Genomic DNA, 19145 nt, shown 5'->3' with positions numbered 1-19145 from the left:
GGCCCGTCCAGATTGGGTTTGGGGAGGGCGCGGCGGCCGCGCGGTCAGAAATTCAGCAGCGAGAAGGCTTTGCCGAAGAACAGGCTGACCAGAAGGTCGTGCTTGTCGCTGCGCCAGCCGAACTTCACGCCGCCGGTCAGGGCCTCTCCGGACGGGTTGCGCACGAAATAGACCGGGACCTCGACGCCCCAGACGTCGTCGCTGAAATCGTGGTTGACCTTGGCGGTCACGCCGAGGCCGCGGCTGAAGATCTTGCGGGCCTCCAGACTGACGACGTCGCTGCGCTTGTGGACCGGCTCGCCGTACGCCCCGGCCGCGCAGGTCACCGGCGCCGGACCGGCGGGACAGACGGTCGCCTCGTCCGCCGCCTCGTAGGCGTCCTGGTGCTCGAAGCCGGCGCTGAGCAGGAACCGGGCCTTGCGCGGGAAATAGGTGGCGAAGCCGGAGACCGACCAGACCGCCTTGTCTTCGGACCGCGAGGCCAGGGTGGTGGTCTCCAGATAGTCGAAGCTCTGGTGACCGACCTTGGCGGCGGCGCCGAGGATCACGGCCTTGGCCTTCGGATCCCAGAACAGGTCTTCCCAGGCGGTGTTCATGGCGGGGTCGTCCGCCGCCACCGCCGCGCAGCGGACGCCCTTGTCGGAACCCTTCCCGTGCTTGTCGGTGTAGCGGGTTCTGGCTTCCTTGCAGAGCGCCTTAAGCTCCGCCGCCATGGGGCTTCGCACGCCATAGGCCTGGACGTTCGAAAACTTGAATTCGAGACTGACGGCCTTGGCCAGGGTGTCCAGGCTCGCCGCCATCGCCGGCGAAGCGTCTTCGCTGAGCGGCGAACTGAGGGTCAGGGTCCTCACCCTGTAGGAAGCCTCGCCCTTATTCGCGTCGAGAGCGGAATCCACCCAGGACAGCCAAGCCGAGACGGAACTGTCGTCCGACCCCGCCTGGAGTTCGGCGCCGCCGCCCAGGGCGGTGCCCCGGCTGGTCGGCCCGGAGTTGGGAACGGCCTTGGAAAGTGGCGGGACGGGCTCCGCAACGATGCTCTCCTCGGGGATCTCATCGGACGCCGGCGCGGGGGCCGGCGCTTGGGTTTGGGCCCGCGCCGCTCCCGCCTCGGCGAGCAGCACCGCGGCGAGCAGGGGAAGAATGATCGACTTCATCTCGCCCTCCCTAGACCGTGAACGGTTCGAGATCGCCGGTCCAGCCGCTGCTGCCGGCGGGAATGGACCAGTCCACGTTGCAGACCTCTCGTCCGCCGTCCCGGAGCACCGCCTTGAAGGTGTCGCCGGGGCTGCCGATGATCGACCAGATCAGGTCATGATCTCCCGGCGCCAGGTCGATGACCTGACCGTCGTGCAGTAGAACGGTCGTTTGGTTATCGACCCACGCCCGGTGCGGGCGACTGCAGGTGATGTGAACGGAAATCGCGGTCATTGAACGGATCCTTCTGAGCGGGGTCTTCCCCGGGCCACCCCGGTGACCGCGAGGAAACCTGGACCCGCGCCGCGCCGACCCGGCGTGACGGCCGTCACGCCCCTGCGGGAAAGTTCCGCCAACGACCGATAAAGTTGTGCGGGTCCGGCGCCTCTGACATTCTGTGTCGGGGCATGGGGCGGTCAGCGAACGATGGACGGGGATCGAGTCGGCGCCGCGCGCTACCGCGCCTTCATCAGCTATAGCCATCGGGACGCTGTCTTCGGCCGCCAGCTGCACGGCCGGCTGGAGCGCTACGCCTTGCCAGGGCGGCTGGTGGGCCGCGAAACGCCGCGGGGCAATGTCCCGCGCCGCCTGGCGCCGATCTTCCGCGACCGCGAGGAGCTGGCGGCCGCCAGCAACCTCACCGTCGAGGTCCGCGCCGCCCTGGCCGATTCCAACGCCCTGATCGTGGTCTGCACGCCCAACGCGGCCGCCTCGCCGTGGGTGGCGCGCGAGGTCGAGCTGTTCCGCGAGCTCCATCCCGACCGGCCGATCCTGGCGGCCCTGGTCGCCGGCGAGCCGCACGAGGCCTTTCCCGCGCCGCTGCGCGACGGGGTCGAGCCCCTGGCCGCCGACTTCCGGTCGACCGCCGACGGCCCGCGCCTGGCCCTGCTGAAGCTGGTGGCCGGGGTGACGGGCGTGGGGCTGGACGAGCTGGTCCAGCGGGACGCGCAACGACGTCTGCGCAGCGTGACGGCCGTCACGGGGGCGTCGCTGGCGGCGGTGCTAGGCATGGGGCTGCTCACGGCCTTCGCCCTGAACGCCCGCGACGAAGCCGAACGGCAGCGGGGCGAGGCGGAGTCCCTGGTGGAGTTCATGATGACCGACCTGCGCGGCAAATTGACGGGAAGCGAGCGGTTGGCCGTGCAGGGCGCGGTGAGCCAGCGCGCCCTCGACTACTATGCCGGCCAGGACCCGGCCCGCCTGTCGCCCGCCTCGCGAGCGCGTCTCGGCCGGCTGCTTCATGCCGTGGGCGAGGATGGCGAGCAAGGCGGCGATCTTTCAACCGCCGCCACGCGCTTCCACGACGCCTACGCGCTCAGCACCCGGCTGCTGGCGGCAGAACCGGACAATCCGCAGCGGATCCTGGACCAGGCCCAGAACGAGTATGGCCTGGCCACCATCGACTATCGCAGGAAGCGCTGGCCCGAGGCCAAGGCCGGTTACGAACGCTATCGTGACCTGGCCGGCCGCCTGACCCGGTTCCGGCCCGACAACATCGAGTACCGCCGCGAACTGGGCTACGCCGAAGGCAATCTCTGCGCCGTGGCCGTGGAGTCCGGCGACAAGGCGGGCGGCCTGGCCCATTGCGCCGAGGCGCTGAAGGTCATGCAGGAGGTCGACGCCCGCATGGTCGACGCGCGGCGAAGCCAGGCGGCGAACCTGGTCACCCGCCATGGCTGGATGGCCGACGCCTACAACGAAGCCGGCGACCTGGAGCGCGCCGCGGCGGAGCGTCGGGCCCAGGAAAAGATCCTCGACGCCGAGATGGCCGCGCACCCCGACGACCGGGGCCTCCAGGCCGACTGGATCGGACTGAAGCACGCCCAGGGCGGCCTCGCCTACGTCTCGGGCGACGGCGCGGGAGCGCTCTCCTACCTGGCCGCCGGCCGGGCGCGCGCCGTGGAGCTCATCGCCTTCGATCCCGACAACGCCCGCGCGCGGCGTCTGCTCGCCCGGATCGACGAGAGTATCGCTTACGTGAAGAAAAACCCCGCCCCAAGGAGGCGCAGATGAGCGAACGCATCCCCACGACGAAGCCGAGCAACTTCATCCCGAAATCGATCGTTCACGTCATCCTGACAGTCGACAGGACGAAGCTCGCCACCGACCCACAGCTTGCGATGAACTTGGCTTTCACCGTCCAAGCCCCCGCGCCCACGACGCCGACCATGGGCGCGGGCGATGAAACTGAAGTGGAAAAGTACGCGCTGGCGCGGGCAGGGTTCCAGGCTGTCGATCTGCTGACCACGCCCGCGCCGTCCCCCTTCGACATCGACGTTCGCGAGCAATGTTGGGTCGTTGTGGAGCTCGACTCCAAGATCCACGGCTGGCAGTTCGCCAAGCACGAACGCGGAGCGACCACCAAGGGTGAATCCGACAGGAATTGCTATCTGCGGCACGTCTACGCGAAAGGCGTGGAAGCACCGGGGGAGCGCATACCGCGTGACGGATGTCGGGTGCTGTATTTCGGCGTGGTCGCCCGGGATGTGTTCGATCCTAAGAAAGATCCCAACCCGGGCAGCGAGGCCTTCAATTTCCATACCGAGTTCCTCATGGAGGAGAATGACCCCAACGGGGTGAAGATCAAGAAGCGCCTGAACGTGATCTTCGACCCGGACGTGAAGAACGATGGCGGGAAGTTTCCGCCATAGGCTTCGCCGCCTGGTCATCACCGCCATCGTTCCTGTTCCCGCTTTCATCGCGAGCCTCGCTTGTCCCAGTCGCCCTTTCTTCTCGACCTCGCCGCGATGGTGCGGGCCGGCGCCGTCAATCACGCCTGGAGCCTGTTCGCCGGGGCGGGGTTGGCGGCGTCGGACGATCCCGCCGTCCTGACCCTGAAGGGGCGGATCCTCAAGGACCGGGCGCGCGCCGCCGAGGGCGGGGCGCGCGCCGAACTCTACGGCCAGGCGGCCGCCGCCTACCTGGCCGCCGCGCCGCTGGGCGGCGGGGCCTACGCCCTGATCAACGCCGCCACCCTGTCGCTGCTGGCCGGCGACGAAGCCGCCGCGCGGATCCACGCCCTGGCCGTGCTGGAGACCGCCGACGACGACACGCCCTACTACCAAGCCGCCACCCGCGCCGAGGCCCTGCTGGTGCTGCGCCGGTTCGCCGAGGCGCGGGCGGCGCTGGACGCGGCGGTGGCCGTGGCCCCCAGGGCCTGGGAGGACCACGCCGTCACCCTGCGCCAGTTCCGGCTGCTGCTGGCGACCCTGAACGAAGACGACGGCTGGCTGGCGGTGCTGGCGCCGCCCCGGGCCCTGCACTTCGCCGGCCACATGGCCGTGTCGCCCGACGACGAGGCCCTGGCCGGCCAGGTCGCCAGCCTCGTTTCCGAGGAGCGCGTGGCGTTCGGCTACGGCGCCCTGGCGGCGGGGGCGGACATCCTGATCGCCGAGACCCTGGCCGCCGCCGGCGTGGAGCTGCACGTGCTGTTGCCCGCCGACCCCGCCGTGTTCCGGGCCCAGTCGGTGATCCCCTGGGGCGAGGCCTGGGGGCCGCGCTTCGACCGGCTGATCGCCGAGGCCGACAGCGTCCGGGTGACGGCGCCCGACGCGACGGACGTGGGACCGCAAGCCATCACCCTGGCCGCCGAGACGGCCATGGGCCTGGCCGTGCTCAAGGCGGCGGCCCTGGCCAGCGAGGCCGTGCAGGTGCTGGTGCTGGACGAGCCCGGCGCGCCCGCCGCCACGCCCTGGACCCGGGCTGGGCGACGTCAGCGGATACTGACGGCGGCCCGGCGGACCGCCGCGGCGACGCGTTCGCCCCAGTCCGTGTCGCCTCAGTCCGTGTCGCGGCTGGCGGCCTTCCTCGGCTGCGCCCTGGATCTGTCGGCCGAGACCGACCCGCGCGATCTGCTGCGAGATCTGGCCAAGGCGATTCAGGACGGCCCCGTCCCGCTGACCGCGCCCAGCTGGTCGGGTCGGACGCTGCTGCTTGTCTACGCGGCGCCCGCCGACGCGGCGCGGGCGGCCCGGGCGATCGCGGCGGCGCTGGGCGCGCGCGTCCGTCTCGCGGCGAGCCACGGCCTGACCGTGATGGCGCCGGATCCCTTCGGCGACGGTCCGCTGGCGACCAGCGCCCAGGCCGAGGTCGTGGCCGGCCTGCTGGCGGCCACTCCGGCCGGGGCGATCCACCTTGGCCTGACCTTCGCCGCGGTCCTGAGCGCGGCCGGCCCCGCCGACCTGACCCAACGGCTGATGGACCTGACGGGCGACGAACTGGGCCCCTACGCCCTGCGGGCCTGACCGCTCAGGTCAAACCTTTTTGAGCCGAGTAAGTGGTCCTCGTCCTTCGACAGGCTCAGGATGAGGCCCATTGTGCAGGCCGCGGCAGTAGAAAACCTCATCCTGAGCTTGTCGAAGGACGAGGTTTTCGCTTCCGAAGCCGAACGTCGATCCGCTTCAGTCGATCATGCCTTCCAGCCGCCGCGGGGCCACGACGATCAGCGCGTCGGGCGTGCGCCGCACGACGCCGCGCCGCTCCAGCGCGTTGACCGTGCGCGACACGGTCTCGCGGGTGGTCTGCAGATCCAGGGCTAGGGCGGCCAGCACGGGCGAGGGGCTGATCGTCCACCCCGTCCGCTCGGCCCGGCGCCAGAGTTCGGCGTGGATCCGGCCGACTGCGCTGAGGGTGTTGCGGTCGATCATCCGCTCGGTGGTCTGGCGAAGCTGGGCAAGCAGCATCCGCGATAGGGTCAGGCCCACGCAGCTGTGCCTTTCCATCATCCGAAGGAAGTCCAGGGCCGCGAAGACGGCGGCGCGGGCGGCCTCGAGCGCCACCACCTCGGCCTCGCTCTTTTCCCCGGGCTGGGCCGTGGCGCCGAACAGGTCGCCGGGCGCGAAGTCGCGCAGCAGGATCGGCTCGCCGCCCCGGCCCACCGCCGCCGCCCGAGCCCGGCCCAGGGTCAGCAGATAGGTTTCGGTGCAGGAATCGTCCTGGCGCAGGATCACCGCGCCCGACCGATAGGCGCGCTCGATCGCGACGCCGGCGATGCTCAGGGCGACGTCCTCCTGGCACTGGAAGACCTCGCGGACGAAGGCCGTCAGGCCGGCTGGCTGGTTCCCTGACAATCGCTCCCCCCGGGGCTTGCTCCCCGCCAGGGTGACACACCCGATCGGCGACCTACAGCCTGAAGTGGAGGGCGGCGCGGGATCAGTTGATCCAACCGCCGTCGATGATGTGGATCTGGCCGGTGGTGAAGCTCGACTCGTCGCTGGCCAGGTACAGGGCCAGCTGGGCCAGCTCCTCGGGCCTGCCCAGGCGTCCCATCGGCTGGCGGGCGGTGAAGGCCGCTCGGGCGGCCTCGTAGTCGCCGGTGTCGGCCAGGCGCTGGTTCAGCGACGGGGTCTCCACCGTGCCCGGACAGATGGCGTTGCAGCGCACGCCCTGGCCCACGAAGTCCGCCGCCACCGCCTTGGTCAGTCCGATCACCGCGGCCTTGGTGGCGCCGTAGGCGAAGCGGTTGGGCACGCCCTTGATCGAGCTGGCCACCGACGACATGTTGACGATCGACCCACCGCCCGCTGCCAGCATGGCCGGCAGGAAGGCGCGGATCATCCGGTACTGGGCGGTGACGTTGAGGTCGGTGGAGAACGCCCAGACGGCCTCGTCGCAGTCGAGGATGGTTCCGCTGTGGACCACGCCGGCGCAGTTGAACAGAACGTCGACCGGGCCCAGCTCGGCGGCCAGGTCGAGAATGGCTCGCGGGTCCAGCACGTCCAGGGGACGGGTTTCGCAACCGACGAGCTCGGCCAGCAACGCCGCGTTGATGTCGGTGGCGATCACCCGCGCGCCTTCGCGGGCGAACAGCTCGGCGCTGGCCTTGCCGATGCCCTGGGCGGCGGCCGTGACCAGGGCGGTCTTGCCGGAAAGTCTTCCCATCTCGATGCTCTCTAACGGGTCCGCCGAAGCGGAAGACAGGCCGGACCGATCGGGTCGAAGGCCTTGTAGGTGAGGATGAATTCCTGGTGGCCCAGCGCCTCGGAGACGGTGCGCGCGCCGCCGGCCACGGCCAGCACCAGGTCGTGGATCTCGTCGCCGACCTCGTCCAGCGTGCCGCGCCCCTCCATGATCCGCCCGGCGTCGACGTCCATGTCGCCGGCCAGCTTGCGGTAGGTCTCGGGATTGGCGCAGATCTTGACCACCGGGGAGATCGCCGAACCGACCACCGAGCCGCGGCCGGTGGTGAACAGGGTGACGTGGGCCCCGCAGGCGATCAGCTCGACGATCTCGGCGTTGTCGGAAATGTTGGGAAAGCCGAAGCGCGGCTCGCCGTCGGGCACCACGTCCAGCAGGTAGAGCCCGCCGCTGGGCGGCTGGTCGCCGGGCTTCAGGATTCCGACGATCGGCGCCGATCCGGACTTGGAATAGGCGCCCATCGACTTTTCTTCCTGGGTGGTCAGCCCGCCCTCGGCGTTGCCGGGCGCGAAGCTGCCGTAGCCCATCACGGTGTAGTAGGCCTCGGCCTTGTGGACGCTGCGCTCCAGCTCCAGGCCCAGTTCCGGGGTCAGGGCCCGGTCGGCCATGATCTTTTCGCAGCCGACCAGTTCGCCGGTCTCCTCGAAGACGCAGGCCGCGCCCTGGGCGCCCAGGCGGTCGAAGGCGCGGCCGACGGCGGGGTTGGCGGTGATGCCGCTGGTGCCGTCCGAGCCGCCGCAGATGGCGCCGATCACCAGCTCCGAGATCGCCATCGGCGCGCGCGGGGTCTGGGCGGCGACCGCCCGCAGGCGGGCGACGGCCTCCACCCCCTTGGCGATGGTGCTGGCCGTGCCGCCGCTCTCCTGGATCACCAGGGTCTCGACCGGGCGGCCGCTGGCCTCGATGGTCTTGCGCAATTGCTCGCGGTTGAAGCTCTCGCAGCCCAGCGAGATCAGCAGCACGCCGCCCACATTGGGATGGGTGGTGACGGCCTGCATGACCTTCAGCGCATAGGCGTTGGGGTAGCAGCCGGGAAAGCCGATCAGGTGGACGTCGGGGTCGTCGCTCTTGGTGACGACGGCGCGGGCCACGTGGTGGGCGCATTCGACTAGATAGGCCACCGCGACCACATTGCGGATGCCCTTGCGGCCGTCGGCCCGCGAATAGCCCTGCAGCGTCTGGGCCATGGTCATTGTCCTTCCGAACCCGTCGCCCGCCGGGTGTGGCTGGCGATGTAGTCGCTCTTCATGTTGTGCAGGTGGACGTGGCCGCCGGCGGCCACGGGGGCGGTGATCGAGCCGATCGGCGCGCCGTACTTCAGCACCTTGTCGCCGACCGCTAGGTCGCGGCGGGCCAGCTTGTGGCCGACACCGACGTCGGCGTCGGCAGGCACGGACCGGCCGTCGATGGTCAGGACCTGGCCCGCGCGCACCGGCGCGCTGAGCACCAGCACGTTGTCGTCGGGATGGAGCAGGATCAGGCTCATCGTGTCTCTCGGGGTGTCGGCGCGTCCGGATGCAACAGGTCCTGGGCGCGGAGGTCGTCCCACAGGGCGTCGGGGATGGGGTGCGCGGCCCAGGCCAGGGCCTGGCGCACCTGCGCCGGGCTGGACATTCCGGGGATCACGCTGACGACCTGCGGGTGGGCCAGCGGAAAGCGCAAGGCCGCCGCGGCCAGGGGCGTGGCGTGGGCCCGGCAGACGGCCTCCAGCCTGCGGACCCGGTCCAGGATCTCCGCAGAAGCCGGGCCGTAGTCGTAGTGGGCGCCGGCCCTCACGCCCTCGACCAGCACGCCGGAATTGAACGGGCCGCCGACGATGATCGACACGTCGCGGGCGGCGCAGCGCGGCAGGAAGCGGTCCAGCGCCGTCTGCTCCAGAAGGGTGTAGCGGCCGGCCAGCAGGAAGACGTCGAACTCGGCCTCGTCGAGCGCCGCGTCGCAGATCTCCCACTCGTTGACGCCCAGGCCGATGGCGTCGACGGCGCCGCCGTCGCGCAGGGCCCGCATGGCCTTGTAGCCGCCGTCGAAGAACTGGCGACGCCGCGCCGCGTCATCGACGCCGTGTGTGACCTGGCCCAGATCGTGGGCCAGCAGCACCTCGACATGGTCGCGATTCAGGCGCTCCAGGCTGGCCTCGAACGACCGCATGACCCCGTCGTAGGAATAGTCGAACACCGGCTCGAACGGGGCGGCGGCGACGAACCCGTGGCGTTCGGCGGCGGGATCGACGTCCGGCACCGGACACAGCACCCGACCCACCTTGGTGGAGACCTTGACCTTCGGCGGCAGGACCGCGCCCAGGCGGGTCTCGCTGAGGCCAAAGCCGTAGTGGGGCGCGGTGTCGAAATAGGCGAGGCCGCCGGCCAGGGCCGCCTCGATGGTCTCGCGCGCCGCGTCGTCGCTCATGGCGGCGTAGAGATTGCCGATCGCCGCCGCGCCGAAGCCCAGCGGCGGCAGGTTCAGCCGTTCGCGGGAGGCGGGCGGCCGCGCGGCGTCGGGTAAGGTCACTGGAACTGGCCTCCGAGTTCCCCGGAGATCTCGTCGGCCGCCGCCCGGATGGCGGCGATCGTGTCGATCACGCTGATCGCCGTGAGGGTTTCGACATAGGGCGAGGTCAGGGCGGCGGCCACGCCGTCGGGTCCGAAGATGGGCGCGGAGAGGTCGACGACCAGGCGGGTCACGTCGCTGGGCGCCAGGACGTGCTGGTCGGCCCGGGCCTTCTTCGCTCTGGCTTCGAAGGCGGTCCAGACGGCCGGGTCGACGGTCGGCTCCAGCCGCGCGCGCCACTCGGCCCGAACCGGCTCGGGCTGGAAGGCGTAGAGCACCAGGCCCGAGGTCGCCTCGACGATGGCCCGGTGATAGCCGACGCGCACCGAGAAGCCCTGGTTGCCGGGCGCCTCGATCCGCGCCACCACCACCATCTGGTCGGCGCTGGCCACCACCAGGTGACAGGACTGGCCGGTCGCCTCGGACAGGCGTCGCATCACGGGCAAGGCCGTCTCGAGCAGGGTCTTGGCGGGAGCCCGCGTCATGCCCAGCGAGAACAGCTTGTTGGTCAGGACCAGGCCGTCGCCCTCCGGGGTGTTGGCGACATAGCCCCGGTGCTCCAGGACCTGGACCATCCGGAACAGCTCGCTGACCGAGCGGTTCAGCGCCGCGGCGATCTGGACCATGCCCATCGGCGCGCCGCGCGCCGCCAGCAGTTCCAGCACGTCCAGGCCCTTTTCGAGGGCCGGGGCGCGGTATTTGGAGAGGGTTTCTTCGCGCTCGATCATCGCCCTAGATCCGATAGAAACGACGGCATGTCCCGCCGAACAGGGCCGCCAGATCGGCGGGATCGGTCAGGCCGCTCAGGGACTTGGCCAGGACCAGCCAGCCGCCGTAGTCGCCGGCCAGGTCGAGCACCGGCCAGTCGCTGCCCCACATCAGGCGGTCGGGTCCGAACGCCGAGACCAGCCGCCGCACATAGGGCGCCAGGGCGTCGGGCGCCTGGCTCGGCGAGGCCTCGGTCAGCAGTCCGGACAGCTTGCAGAACACCTGGGGCAGGGCGGCCAGGGCGTCGACGCCGCGCGTCCAGGCCTCGGCCTGCTCGCCGGTCGCGATCGGCGGCTTGGCGCCGTGGTCGATGACGATGGCCAGGTCCGGCCGACGCCGGGCCAGGGTCAGCAGATGCGGCAGGTGAGGCGTCAGGACCAGGGCGTCCAGCGACAGGCCGTGGGCGATCATCGCGTCGAGCGCGGGGTCCAGGCTGGGCCTGACGATCCAGGCGTCGTCGTCCAGGTTCTGCAGCATCGGCCGAAGACCGCGAAGCTTGGGGCGCCGCGCCAGCTCGGCGATGCGGGCCGGCGCGCCGGGCGCGCCTAGGTCGGCCCAGCCCACGACGCCCAGGACCAGCGGCTCGTCGGCGGCGAGCTCCAGCAGCCAGTCGGTGTCGCGGTCGTCGGCCTGGGACTGCACCAGCACCGAACCGGCCAGGCCAAGGCGGGCGCCGATCGCCTCAAGATCGGCGGGGCCGAAGTCGCGGTGGATCGCCGCCAGGTCGGGCGTGGGCCAGGCAAAGCCGTTCCGGCCGACCCGCCAGAAGTGCTGGTGGGCGTCGATCAGCACGACACGATCGCCTTGATGACGCCCGCCCGGGGCTCCATCCAGCCGGGCAGGACCTCGGGCAACTGAGCCAAGGTGGCGGCGTGGGTGTTCAGAGCCTTGGTCGGGACCTTGCCGGCCCGCATCGCCTCGACCACGGCGTCGAAGTCCTCGGGGGTGGCGTTGCGGCTGCCCAGCAGGGTCGTCTCGCGCTTGTGGAACTCTGGATCCGAAAAGGTGATGTCGGCGCCGACCACCGAGATCAGCACATAGGTCCCGCCGTGGCCGACATAGGCGAAGCCCGCCTCCATGGCCTTGGCGTTGCCCGTGGCGTCGAACACGACGTCGAAGAAGTCGCCGCCGGTGAGGTCGGACAAAGCCCGGCGGGTGTCGTCGTTCAGGGAGACGATATGATCCGCGCCGAGATGGTCACGGCAAAAGTCCAGTCGATCCTGGCGGCTGTCCAGCGCCGTGACCACGCCGCCCTGAAGCTTGGCGAACAGCGCGGCGGCGATGCCGATCGGCCCGGCACCGACCACCAGGACCGATTGTCCTGGCGCGATCCGCGCCCGACGCACGGCATGGGCGCCGATGGCCAGGAACTCGATCATGGCCGCCTCGTCCAGGCTGACGCCCTCGGCCTTGCGGACGAAGCCCTCGGGCACGGCCAGATATTCGGCCATGCCCCCGTCGCGGTGGACGCCCAGAACCTGGATGTTCATGCAGCAGTTGGGCTTGGCCTTGCGGCAGGCGGCGCAGGTTCCGCACGACATGTAGGGCATGACATAGACCGGATCGCCGGGCGCCAGGTCGCTGCCCGCCGGCGCCCGGGCCACCTCGCCGGCCAGCTCGTGGCCCATGACGCGCGGATAGGCCAGGAAGGGCTGGGTTCCCCGGAAGATGTGCATGTCGGTGCCGCAGACGCCCACGCGCCGCACCCGGATCAGCACCTCGTCGCCGGCCGGCGTCGGGATGGGGCGGCGTTCCAGGATCAGTCGGCCGGGCGCGGCGCAGATCAGGGCGTCCATCATGACCTAATGAGCTCCCGCGGGGGCGGCCTTGAGGTCCGCGCTGTTGGCGCGGCCGGCGGTGAAGCCGAACAGGCCCACCACGGCGAAGCAGGCGCAGGGCACCAGGATGGCGACATTGATGGCGCTGGCGTCCGAGATCGCGCCCATCAGCGTTGTCAGGATCGCGCCGCCGATGATGCTCATCACCAGGAAGGACGAGCCGGTCTTGGTCAGCGGACCCAGGCCCTTCAGCGAACTGGCGAAGATGGTCGGGAACATGATCGACATGAAGAAGCTGGTGGCGGCCAGGGCGTAGAGCCCGACCTTACCGCCGACCACGACCGCGACCAGGGTCAGACCGACATTGATCGCCGCGAACAGGCCCATCAGCCGCGAGGGGCTGACGCGGCTCATGGCGGCCGTGCCGATGAAGCGCCCGGCCATGAACCCGACCAGGGACCACGACAGATAGGCCGCCGCCGCCTTTTCACCCATGCCCGGCACCTCGTGCTGGGCGTAGCGGATCATGTAGCTCCAGACGCCGACCTGGGCGCCGACATAGAAGAACTGGGCCGCCACGCCGAACAGGAACCGGGGCCGCGCCAGCAGGGCGGGGATCGCCTGGGCGGCGGGCAGGCCGGCGTCGGCCTCATCGGGGTCGGGACGTCCCGCCTGATGGGGAAACCTGGTGAGGGCCACCAGCAGCGCCCAGGCCAGCACCACGGCGGCGATGATCAGGTAGGGAGCCTGGGTGGAATGGGCTTCCGTGGTCTGGAACGCCTGCAGCTGCGCCGGCGTCATGGCGGCGAACTGCGCCTTCGTCGGCTCGACGCCCGACAGGATGAACTGGCGTCCGACCACCACGGCGGTGATCGAGCCTAGCGGGTTGAAGGCCTGGGCGAAGTTGAGCCGCTGCTCGGCCTTGGCCGGGTCGCCCAGCACGGTGATCAGCGGATTGGCCGAGGTCTCCAGGAAGGCCAGGCCCGAGGCCAGCACGAACAGGGCGGCCAGGAACCAGGAATATTGCCGGACCTCGGCGGCGGGATAGAACAGCAGGGCGCCCAGGCCGAACAGCAGCAGGCCGACGATCACCGCGGCCTTGTAGCCGTAGCGGCGCATCACGACGCTGGCCGGCAGGGCCAGGAAGAAATAGCCCAGATAGAAGGCCATCTGCACCAGACCCGACTGCAGGTCATTGAGGAAGAAGGCCTTTTTCAAGTGCGGGATCAGGACGTCGTTGAGATTGTTGGCGACGCCCCAGAGAAAGAACAGGGCGACGATCAGAACCAGCGGTGCGAACGCCGTCCTTGCCGATGGGGTTTTTTCCAAGGTGCGTTCCTCCCTTGAGGCCGGTTGACCCGTCCCCGTTTGTCTGGAACGAAAGCATCACGTGTGACGTGTCGCGTCAAATATGAAAATAACAACGGCGCGGGAGAGGGAGCTTCCAATGCGGCATTGCCTGGCGCTGGACCTGCATGACGATCCCGAGACGATCGCCGCCTATGTGCGCTGGCATGCGCCTGGCGGACCGCCGCCGGCGGTGACCCGGTCGATCCGGGCGGCGGGGATACTGGAGATGCAGATCTGGCTGACCGGCTCGCGGCTGTTCATGATCATGGAGACCGGACCCGACTTCTCTCCGGAGGCCAAGGCCGCCGCGGACGCCGCCGATCCGGACGTGCAAGCCTGGGAGGCGATGATGGGCGCTCTCCAGAAGACCCTGCCCTGGGCCGCCCCGGGCGAGAAATGGACGCCGGCGGCCCGCATCTACGATCTGGCCGAGCATCTCGCCGACGCGGACCAACAGGGCTGATCCGCCGACCGGCCCGGCGCCCGGTGGATGACGAAGGGGGTTGGGTAGTTCACCGGATATCGCCTCCCGGGAGCGGAGGCATAGCCTCGCTGAGATCTTCGGCGAGGTTGAAGCAATGTCCGAACCGGCTGCGGTCAGTCGCCCCACTGGAAACACGACTGGGAACACCAAGCCCAATACGCCCCCGCCCGTCCCACCGAAGGGACCGGCCCCCCGGCCGAAGTCGCGGCGTCCGCTGCTGATCGGCGTGGCGGCGGTGGTGGTGATCGGCGCCGGAGTCTGGGCCTATATCTACCTGACGCGGCCGGACCTGCCGCCGGGCTTCGCCGGAGGCAACGGCCGGCTTGAGGCCAACGAGGTCTATGTCGCCAGCAAGTATTCCGGCCGGGTCAAGGACGTGTTGGTCGACGAGGGCGACACCGTCGAGATCGGTCAGGTGGTCGCCCGAATGGACACCTCGGCCCTCGAGGCCCAACTGCGCCAGGCCGAGGCCGAGATCGCCGCCGCCGAGGACGCCCGCCGCGTCGCGGTCGCCCAGGTGGCGGTGCGGCGCGCCGAGTACAACTTCGCCGCCTTGCAGAACACCCGCTCCAGGCAACTGGTCAAGAGCGGCGCGGTCAGCAGCCGCGAAGCCGAGACCGACACCGCCAGCATGCTCTCGGGTCAGGCTGAACTGACCGGCGCCCAGGCCCAGGTGGTGCAGGCGAGCTCGACGATCGACGCGGCGCGGGCCACGGCCGACCGGCTGCGGGCCGAGATCGCCGACGCGGTGCTGATCGCCCCGATCCGCGGGCGGGTCGAAACCCGCCTGGCCGAGCCTGGCGAGGTGCTGCCCGCGGGCGGACGGGCCTTGTCGCTGCTCGATCTGGCCGACGTCTACATGTACATCTTCCTGCCCGAGAAGGTCACCGGCAAGGTCCGCCTGGGCTCGGAGGCGCGCATCGTGCTCGACGCCGCCCAGCAGTATCCCATCCGGGCCGTCGTCTCCTATGTGTCGCCCGCCGCGCAGTTCACGCCCAAGACGGTGGAGACGGCCGAGGAGCGCCACAACCTGACCTTCCGGGTCAAGCTGCAGGTGCCCAAGGAGCGGCTGCGCCAGTACGAGCCGCTGGTGAAGTCGGGCCTGCCCGGCATGGGCTATGTGCGTTACGATGAAAAAGCTCCCTGGCCCGAACGGATCCAGGGAACCGCCGTGCCGCCGACCAACCTCTGGCAAAGCACGGGCGCGGCGCCGGCGGGCCAGAAATGAACGCCGCGGTTCTGGAACACGTCGCCAGCATCCGGAATCTCACTCACAAGTACGGCAAGGTGACGTCGCTGGACGGGGTCAGCCTCGACATCCCGGCCCAGAAGACCATCGGCCTGATCGGTCCGGACGGCGTGGGCAAGTCGACCCTGCTGGCGATCCTGGCCGGGGTTCGCAAGATGCAGTCCGGCGAGGTCGAGGTGCTGGGCGGCGACATCGACGACGCGCATTTCCGCAACAGCGTCGCGGCGCGGATCGCCTACCTGCCCCAGGGCCTGGGCAAGAACCTCTATCCGACCCTGTCCATCTACGAGAACATCGACTTCTTCGGCCGCCTGTTCGGCCAGTCCGCCGAGGAGCGGGCCTGGCGGATCGACGATCTGCTGTGGAGCACCGACCTGACCTCGTTCCGCGACCGGCCGGCGGGCAAGCTGTCGGGCGGGATGAAGCAGAAGCTGGGTCTGTGCTGCTCGCTGATCCACGACCCCGACCTGCTGATCCTGGACGAGCCGACGACGGGGGTCGATCCCCTGGCGCGCCGCCAGTTCTGGGAGCTGATCGAACGCATCCGCGGCCGCCGTCCGCAGATGAGCGTCATGGTGGCCACCGCCTATATGGACGAGGCCGAGGGTTTCGAATGGCTGGTGGCGATGAACGCCGGCCAGGTGATGGCCACCGGCACGGCCGAGGAGCTGCGCCAGCAGACCGGCCAGGACACCCTGGAGCGGGCCTTCGTCCGCCTGCTGCCCGAGGAACAGACGCGCGGCCACAAGGAGCCGGTGATCACCCCGTGGGTGTCCTCCGAAGGCCCGCCGGCCATCGAGTCCCACGGCCTGACCCAGAAGTTCGGGACCTTCACCGCCGTCGATCACGTCAATTTCCGCATCGAGCAGGGCGAGATCTTCGGATTCCTCGGCTCCAACGGCTGCGGCAAGACCACGACCATGAAGATGCTGACCGGCCTGTTGCCGCCCAGCGAGGGCGAGGCCCTGCTGTTCGGCAAGCCGGTGAAGGGCGGCGACATCGAGTCCCGCCGCCGCGTCGGCTTCATGTCGCAGGCCTTCTCGCTCTACACCGAGCTTACCGTGCGGCAGAACCTGATGCTGCACGCCCACCTGTTCGACCTGCCGCCGGACAAGGGCGAGGCGCGGGTCGCCGAACTGATCGACGACTTCGGGCTGGAGGACATGGCCGACACCCTGGCCGAGAGCCTGCCGCTGGGCATCCGCCAGCGCCTGTCCCTGGCGGTGGCGGTGCTGCACGAACCAGAGGTGCTGATCCTCGACGAGCCGACGTCCGGCGTCGATCCGGTCGCCCGCGACGGCTTCTGGGAGCTGCTGATCCGCCTGTCGCGCGAGCGCGGCGTGACCATCTTCCTGTCGACCCACTTCATGAACGAGGCCGAACGCTGCGACCGCATGTCGATGATGCACCGGGGCAAGGTGCTGGCCCAGGGTCGGCCCGCCGACCTGGTCGCCGAACGGGGCGCGCCCAATCTGGAAGCGGCGTTCATCGGCTATCTGGAGGAGGCCGCCGAGGATCTGGGCGGCGCGGCCGACGCCTCGGCCGGGCCGACCTCGGAGCCGCCGGCGGACCTTGGCCATTCGGTCCCGCCCAAGGGCTTCAGCGTCGGCCGGGTCTGGGCCTTCGCCCGCCGCGAGGCGATCGAGCTGCAGCATGACGCGGTGCGGCTGATCTTCGCCGTCGCTGGGCCGATCCTGCTGATGATCGTGTTCGGCTACGGCATCTCGCTGGATGTCGACAAGCTGGCCTTCTCGGTGCTCGACTACGACAACACCCCGGCCAGCCGGGCCTATGCGGACACCTATCGCGGCTCGGTCTATTTCGACGAGAAGGCGCCGCTCTACAGTTACGCCGAGCGCGACCGGCGGCTGCGCAACGGCGAGCTGCGCTTCGCCCTGGAGATCCCCTCGGGCTTCCAGCGCGACGTCCAGCAGGGACGCCAGCCGACCGTGCAGGCCCAGATCGACGCCGCCGTGCCGTTCCGCGCCGAGACCACGCGCGGCTACATCGAGGCCGCGCACAAGGCCCACGACGCCGAGGTGCGCAAGGACCGGGGCCTGCCCGCCGCCCAGAGCGCGGTGAAGATCAACGCCCGCGCCCTCTACAACCAGGCCTTCCTGAGCGTCTACGCCATGGTGCCCGGCGACATCATGCTGCTGATCATGCTGATCCCCAGCATGCTGACGGCCCTGGCCGTGGTGCGCGAGAAGGAGCTCGGCTCGATCGCCAACTTCTACGCCGCCCCCGCCAGCCGGACCGAATTCCTGCTGGGCAAGCAACTGCCCTATGTGGCGGTCTCGCTGGTCCAGTTCATCACGCTGGTGGGGCTGGCGGTCTTCCTGTTCGGGGTGCCGATCAAGGGCAGCATCGCCGTCCTGGCGCTGGGCGGCCTGCTCTATGTGCTGGCCAGCACCGGCTTTGGCCTGCTGATCTCGGTCTTCGCCGCCACCCAGACCGCCGCCATCTTCGCGGCCGCCATCATCACCATCCTGCCGGCGGTGCAGTTCTCGGGCATGTTCGTGCCGGTCTCGTCGCTGACCGGCGGGGCGGCCATCGCGGCCAAGATCTTCCCCTCGACCTATTTCCAGGCCGTCAGCGTCGGCACGTTCACCAAGGCCCTGGGCTTCGCCGCGCTCTGGCCCAACGTCCTGGCGCTGGGACTGATCGCCCTGATCTATTTCGGGCTGTCGGTTCTCCTCCTGAAGAAGCAGGAGGCCTGAGCGCCATGCGCAGCGTGGGTCACATCTTCCAGCTCGGCCTGAAGGAGCTGCTCAGCCTGGCGCGGGACCCGGTGCTGCTGTTCCTGATCGGCTACGTGTTCACCTTCTCGGTCTACACGCCGGCCAAGAGCGCGGTGATGGACGTGATCAACGCCTCGATCGCCATCGTCAACGAGGACGACTCCAAGACCTCGCGGCTGATCGGCGACGCCATGCTGCCGCCGCTGTTCCTGCCCGCCCAGGAGATCGGCTTCGGCGACATCAACCGCGTGATGGACCGCGGGCAATACACCTTCGTCGTCGACATCCCGCCCAACTTCGAGGCCGACATCGTCGCCAACAACCCGCCCACCGTCCAGGTGGTGACCGACGCCACCGCCATGAGCCAGGCGGGCCGGGGACCGTCCTACATCCAGCAGATCATCGAGGGGGCGGTGCAGAACCTGTGGCCCGGCCGCACCGATCCGGCCAACCAGCCGCTGGTCGGCCTGGAGACCCGGGCCCGCTTCAATCCCAACATGCAGCAAAGCTGGTTCGTCGCGGTCAACCAGGTGATCAACAACATCTCGGTGCTGGCCATCTTCCTGACCGGGGCGGCGGTTCTGCGCGAGCGCGAGCACGGCAATATCGAACACCTGCTGGTCATGCCGTTGCGGCCCTTCGAGCTGATGTTCGCCAAGATCTGGGCCAACGGCATGGTCGTGGTCCTGGCCGCCATGGCCTCGCTGTTCCTGGTCGTGAAGGGCGCGATCGGCGTGCCCATCGCCGGCTCGATCTCGCTCTTCGCCCTGGGCCTGTGCGTCTATCTGTTCTCGGTCACGGCGCTGGGCATCATGCTGGCGACGATCGTCAATTCGATGCCGCAGTTCGGGTTGCTGGCCTTCCCGGTCTTCATTGTCATGAGCCTGCTCTCGGGCGGACAGACGCCGCTCGAGAGCATGCCGGTGCTGCTGCAGAACATCATGCAGTTCGTGCCCTCGACCCATTTCGTCAGCTTCTCGCAGGCGGTGCTGTTTCGCGACGCGACGCCGGCGATGGTCTGGCCGGCGCTGCTGAAGATGTTCCTGATCGGCGGCGCCTACAGCATCTACACCCTGTCGCGGTTCAGAAAAATGCTGGCCGCGGTCAAGTGAGAAGGG

Annotated in this window: 18 protein-coding genes; 7 read left to right on the top strand and 11 right to left on the bottom strand. The window is 69.7% G+C overall.

All coding sequences use genetic code 11. The annotated features are described in order from the left end of the window. Positions 1-44: 44 nt before the first annotated feature. Positions 45-1154 (bottom strand): hypothetical protein, encoded by a 1110-nt coding sequence (locus ASD21_RS00440; protein ID WP_056435129.1) that lies wholly within the window; start codon positions 1152-1154, stop codon positions 45-47. 10 nt (positions 1155-1164) lie between these two features. Next, on the bottom strand, positions 1165-1428 hold the full coding sequence (locus ASD21_RS00435; RefSeq protein WP_056435126.1) for a hypothetical protein: 264 nt from the start codon (positions 1426-1428) through the stop codon (positions 1165-1167). A 192-nt stretch (positions 1429-1620) separates the two neighbouring features. Here ASD21_RS00435 and ASD21_RS00430 point away from each other — a divergent pair, with 192 nt between their 5' ends. From ASD21_RS00430 to ASD21_RS00420, 3 genes are read left to right on the top strand one after another with little or no spacing between them, the layout of a single operon-like run. Continuing rightward, on the top strand, positions 1621-3207 hold the full coding sequence (locus ASD21_RS00430) for a toll/interleukin-1 receptor domain-containing protein (protein ID WP_056435124.1): 1587 nt from the start codon (positions 1621-1623) through the stop codon (positions 3205-3207). Beyond that, positions 3204-3845 (top strand): nucleotide synthetase, encoded by a 642-nt coding sequence (locus ASD21_RS00425; protein ID WP_056435122.1) that lies wholly within the window; start codon positions 3204-3206, stop codon positions 3843-3845. Before ASD21_RS00430 ends, ASD21_RS00425 begins: the two co-directional genes overlap by 4 nt. Positions 3846-3905: 60 nt before the next feature. Next, positions 3906-5438 carry a tetratricopeptide repeat-containing protein gene (locus ASD21_RS00420; RefSeq protein ID WP_156398237.1) on the top strand — a complete coding sequence of 511 codons (1533 nt, stop codon included), beginning with the start codon at positions 3906-3908 and terminating at the stop codon, positions 5436-5438. 156 nt (positions 5439-5594) lie between these two features. On the opposite strand, the gene ASD21_RS00415 is transcribed toward ASD21_RS00420, so the two are convergent. From ASD21_RS00415 to fucP, 9 genes are all read right to left on the bottom strand, one after another. Continuing rightward, positions 5595-6263, bottom strand: coding sequence for a Crp/Fnr family transcriptional regulator (locus tag ASD21_RS00415; RefSeq protein ID WP_056435118.1), 669 nt, complete (start codon positions 6261-6263; stop codon positions 5595-5597). 82 nt (positions 6264-6345) lie between these two features. Continuing rightward, entirely contained in the window at positions 6346-7074 is a 729-nt protein-coding gene (locus ASD21_RS00410) for an SDR family oxidoreductase (RefSeq protein ID WP_056435116.1), read from the bottom strand. A gap of 11 nt (positions 7075-7085) precedes the next feature. Beyond that, positions 7086-8297 (bottom strand): UxaA family hydrolase, encoded by a 1212-nt coding sequence (locus ASD21_RS00405; protein ID WP_056436224.1) that lies wholly within the window; start codon positions 8295-8297, stop codon positions 7086-7088. Between the two features lie 2 nt (positions 8298-8299). Further along, the gene (locus ASD21_RS00400; protein WP_056435114.1) at positions 8300-8596 is read right to left on the bottom strand and encodes a UxaA family hydrolase; all 297 of its coding nucleotides are present in this window, start codon (positions 8594-8596) and stop codon (positions 8300-8302) included. After that, positions 8593-9618, bottom strand: coding sequence for an aldo/keto reductase (locus ASD21_RS00395; RefSeq protein WP_056435112.1), 1026 nt, complete (start codon positions 9616-9618; stop codon positions 8593-8595). Before ASD21_RS00395 ends, ASD21_RS00400 begins: the two co-directional genes overlap by 4 nt. Continuing rightward, positions 9615-10385 (bottom strand): IclR family transcriptional regulator, encoded by a 771-nt coding sequence (locus tag ASD21_RS00390; RefSeq protein WP_056435110.1) that lies wholly within the window; start codon positions 10383-10385, stop codon positions 9615-9617. Before ASD21_RS00390 ends, ASD21_RS00395 begins: the two co-directional genes overlap by 4 nt. Before the next feature lie 4 nt (positions 10386-10389). Beyond that, positions 10390-11217, bottom strand: a complete 828-nt coding sequence (locus tag ASD21_RS00385; RefSeq protein ID WP_056435108.1) for an amidohydrolase family protein — start codon at positions 11215-11217, stop codon at positions 10390-10392. Next, on the bottom strand, positions 11211-12224 hold the full coding sequence (locus ASD21_RS00380; protein WP_200941377.1) for a zinc-binding alcohol dehydrogenase family protein: 1014 nt from the start codon (positions 12222-12224) through the stop codon (positions 11211-11213). The genes ASD21_RS00385 and ASD21_RS00380 overlap by 7 nt, the downstream gene beginning before the upstream one ends. A 3-nt stretch (positions 12225-12227) precedes the next feature. Further along, positions 12228-13532 carry an L-fucose:H+ symporter permease gene (gene fucP, locus ASD21_RS00375; protein ID WP_056435105.1) on the bottom strand — a complete coding sequence of 435 codons (1305 nt, stop codon included), beginning with the start codon at positions 13530-13532 and terminating at the stop codon, positions 12228-12230. A gap of 118 nt (positions 13533-13650) precedes the next feature. Between fucP and ASD21_RS00370 the strand changes: the two genes are divergently transcribed. From ASD21_RS00370 to ASD21_RS00355, 4 genes are all read left to right on the top strand, one after another. Next, positions 13651-14016, top strand: coding sequence for an L-rhamnose mutarotase (locus ASD21_RS00370; RefSeq protein ID WP_056435103.1), 366 nt, complete (start codon positions 13651-13653; stop codon positions 14014-14016). A 115-nt stretch (positions 14017-14131) separates the two neighbouring features. After that, positions 14132-15265: an HlyD family secretion protein gene (locus tag ASD21_RS00365; protein ID WP_082554571.1), complete on the top strand. Its 1134-nt coding sequence runs from the start codon at positions 14132-14134 to the stop codon at positions 15263-15265. After that, positions 15262-18006, top strand: coding sequence for a ribosome-associated ATPase/putative transporter RbbA (gene rbbA / locus ASD21_RS00360; RefSeq protein ID WP_056435099.1), 2745 nt, complete (start codon positions 15262-15264; stop codon positions 18004-18006). The genes ASD21_RS00365 and rbbA overlap by 4 nt, the downstream gene beginning before the upstream one ends. 5 nt (positions 18007-18011) lie before the next feature. Further along, the gene (locus ASD21_RS00355; RefSeq protein ID WP_056435097.1) at positions 18012-19139 is read left to right on the top strand and encodes an ABC transporter permease; all 1128 of its coding nucleotides are present in this window, start codon (positions 18012-18014) and stop codon (positions 19137-19139) included. Positions 19140-19145 lie beyond the last annotated feature (6 nt).

Source organism: Caulobacter sp. Root1455 (assembly GCF_001426905.1).
GTDB lineage: Bacteria > Pseudomonadota > Alphaproteobacteria > Caulobacterales > Caulobacteraceae > Caulobacter.
The sequence above is the reverse complement of the archived record's forward strand: the minus strand, read 5'-3'. Positions and strand labels throughout refer to the sequence as shown.

What these genes read in the sequence shown, in the direction of transcription:
- ASD21_RS00440 (WP_056435129.1), bottom strand. Translation starts at nt 1,154, where the DNA reads ATGAAGTCGATCATTCTTCCCCTGCTCGCCGCGGTGCTGCTCGCCGAG.
- ASD21_RS00435 (WP_056435126.1), bottom strand. Translation starts at nt 1,428, where the DNA reads ATGACCGCGATTTCCGTTCACATCACCTGCAGTCGCCCGCACCGGGCG.
- ASD21_RS00430 (WP_056435124.1), top strand. Translation starts at nt 1,621, where the DNA reads ATGGACGGGGATCGAGTCGGCGCCGCGCGCTACCGCGCCTTCATCAGC.
- ASD21_RS00425 (WP_056435122.1), top strand. Translation starts at nt 3,204, where the DNA reads ATGAGCGAACGCATCCCCACGACGAAGCCGAGCAACTTCATCCCGAAA.
- ASD21_RS00410 (WP_056435116.1), bottom strand. Translation starts at nt 7,074, where the DNA reads ATGGGAAGACTTTCCGGCAAGACCGCCCTGGTCACGGCCGCCGCCCAG.
- ASD21_RS00405 (WP_056436224.1), bottom strand. Translation starts at nt 8,297, where the DNA reads ATGGCCCAGACGCTGCAGGGCTATTCGCGGGCCGACGGCCGCAAGGGC.
- ASD21_RS00400 (WP_056435114.1), bottom strand. Translation starts at nt 8,596, where the DNA reads ATGAGCCTGATCCTGCTCCATCCCGACGACAACGTGCTGGTGCTCAGC.
- ASD21_RS00390 (WP_056435110.1), bottom strand. Translation starts at nt 10,385, where the DNA reads ATGATCGAGCGCGAAGAAACCCTCTCCAAATACCGCGCCCCGGCCCTC.
- ASD21_RS00380 (WP_200941377.1), bottom strand. Translation starts at nt 12,224, where the DNA reads ATGATGGACGCCCTGATCTGCGCCGCGCCCGGCCGACTGATCCTGGAA.
- ASD21_RS00370 (WP_056435103.1), top strand. Translation starts at nt 13,651, where the DNA reads ATGCGGCATTGCCTGGCGCTGGACCTGCATGACGATCCCGAGACGATC.
- ASD21_RS00365 (WP_082554571.1), top strand. Translation starts at nt 14,132, where the DNA reads ATGTCCGAACCGGCTGCGGTCAGTCGCCCCACTGGAAACACGACTGGG.
- rbbA (WP_056435099.1), top strand. Translation starts at nt 15,262, where the DNA reads ATGAACGCCGCGGTTCTGGAACACGTCGCCAGCATCCGGAATCTCACT.
- ASD21_RS00355 (WP_056435097.1), top strand. Translation starts at nt 18,012, where the DNA reads ATGCGCAGCGTGGGTCACATCTTCCAGCTCGGCCTGAAGGAGCTGCTC.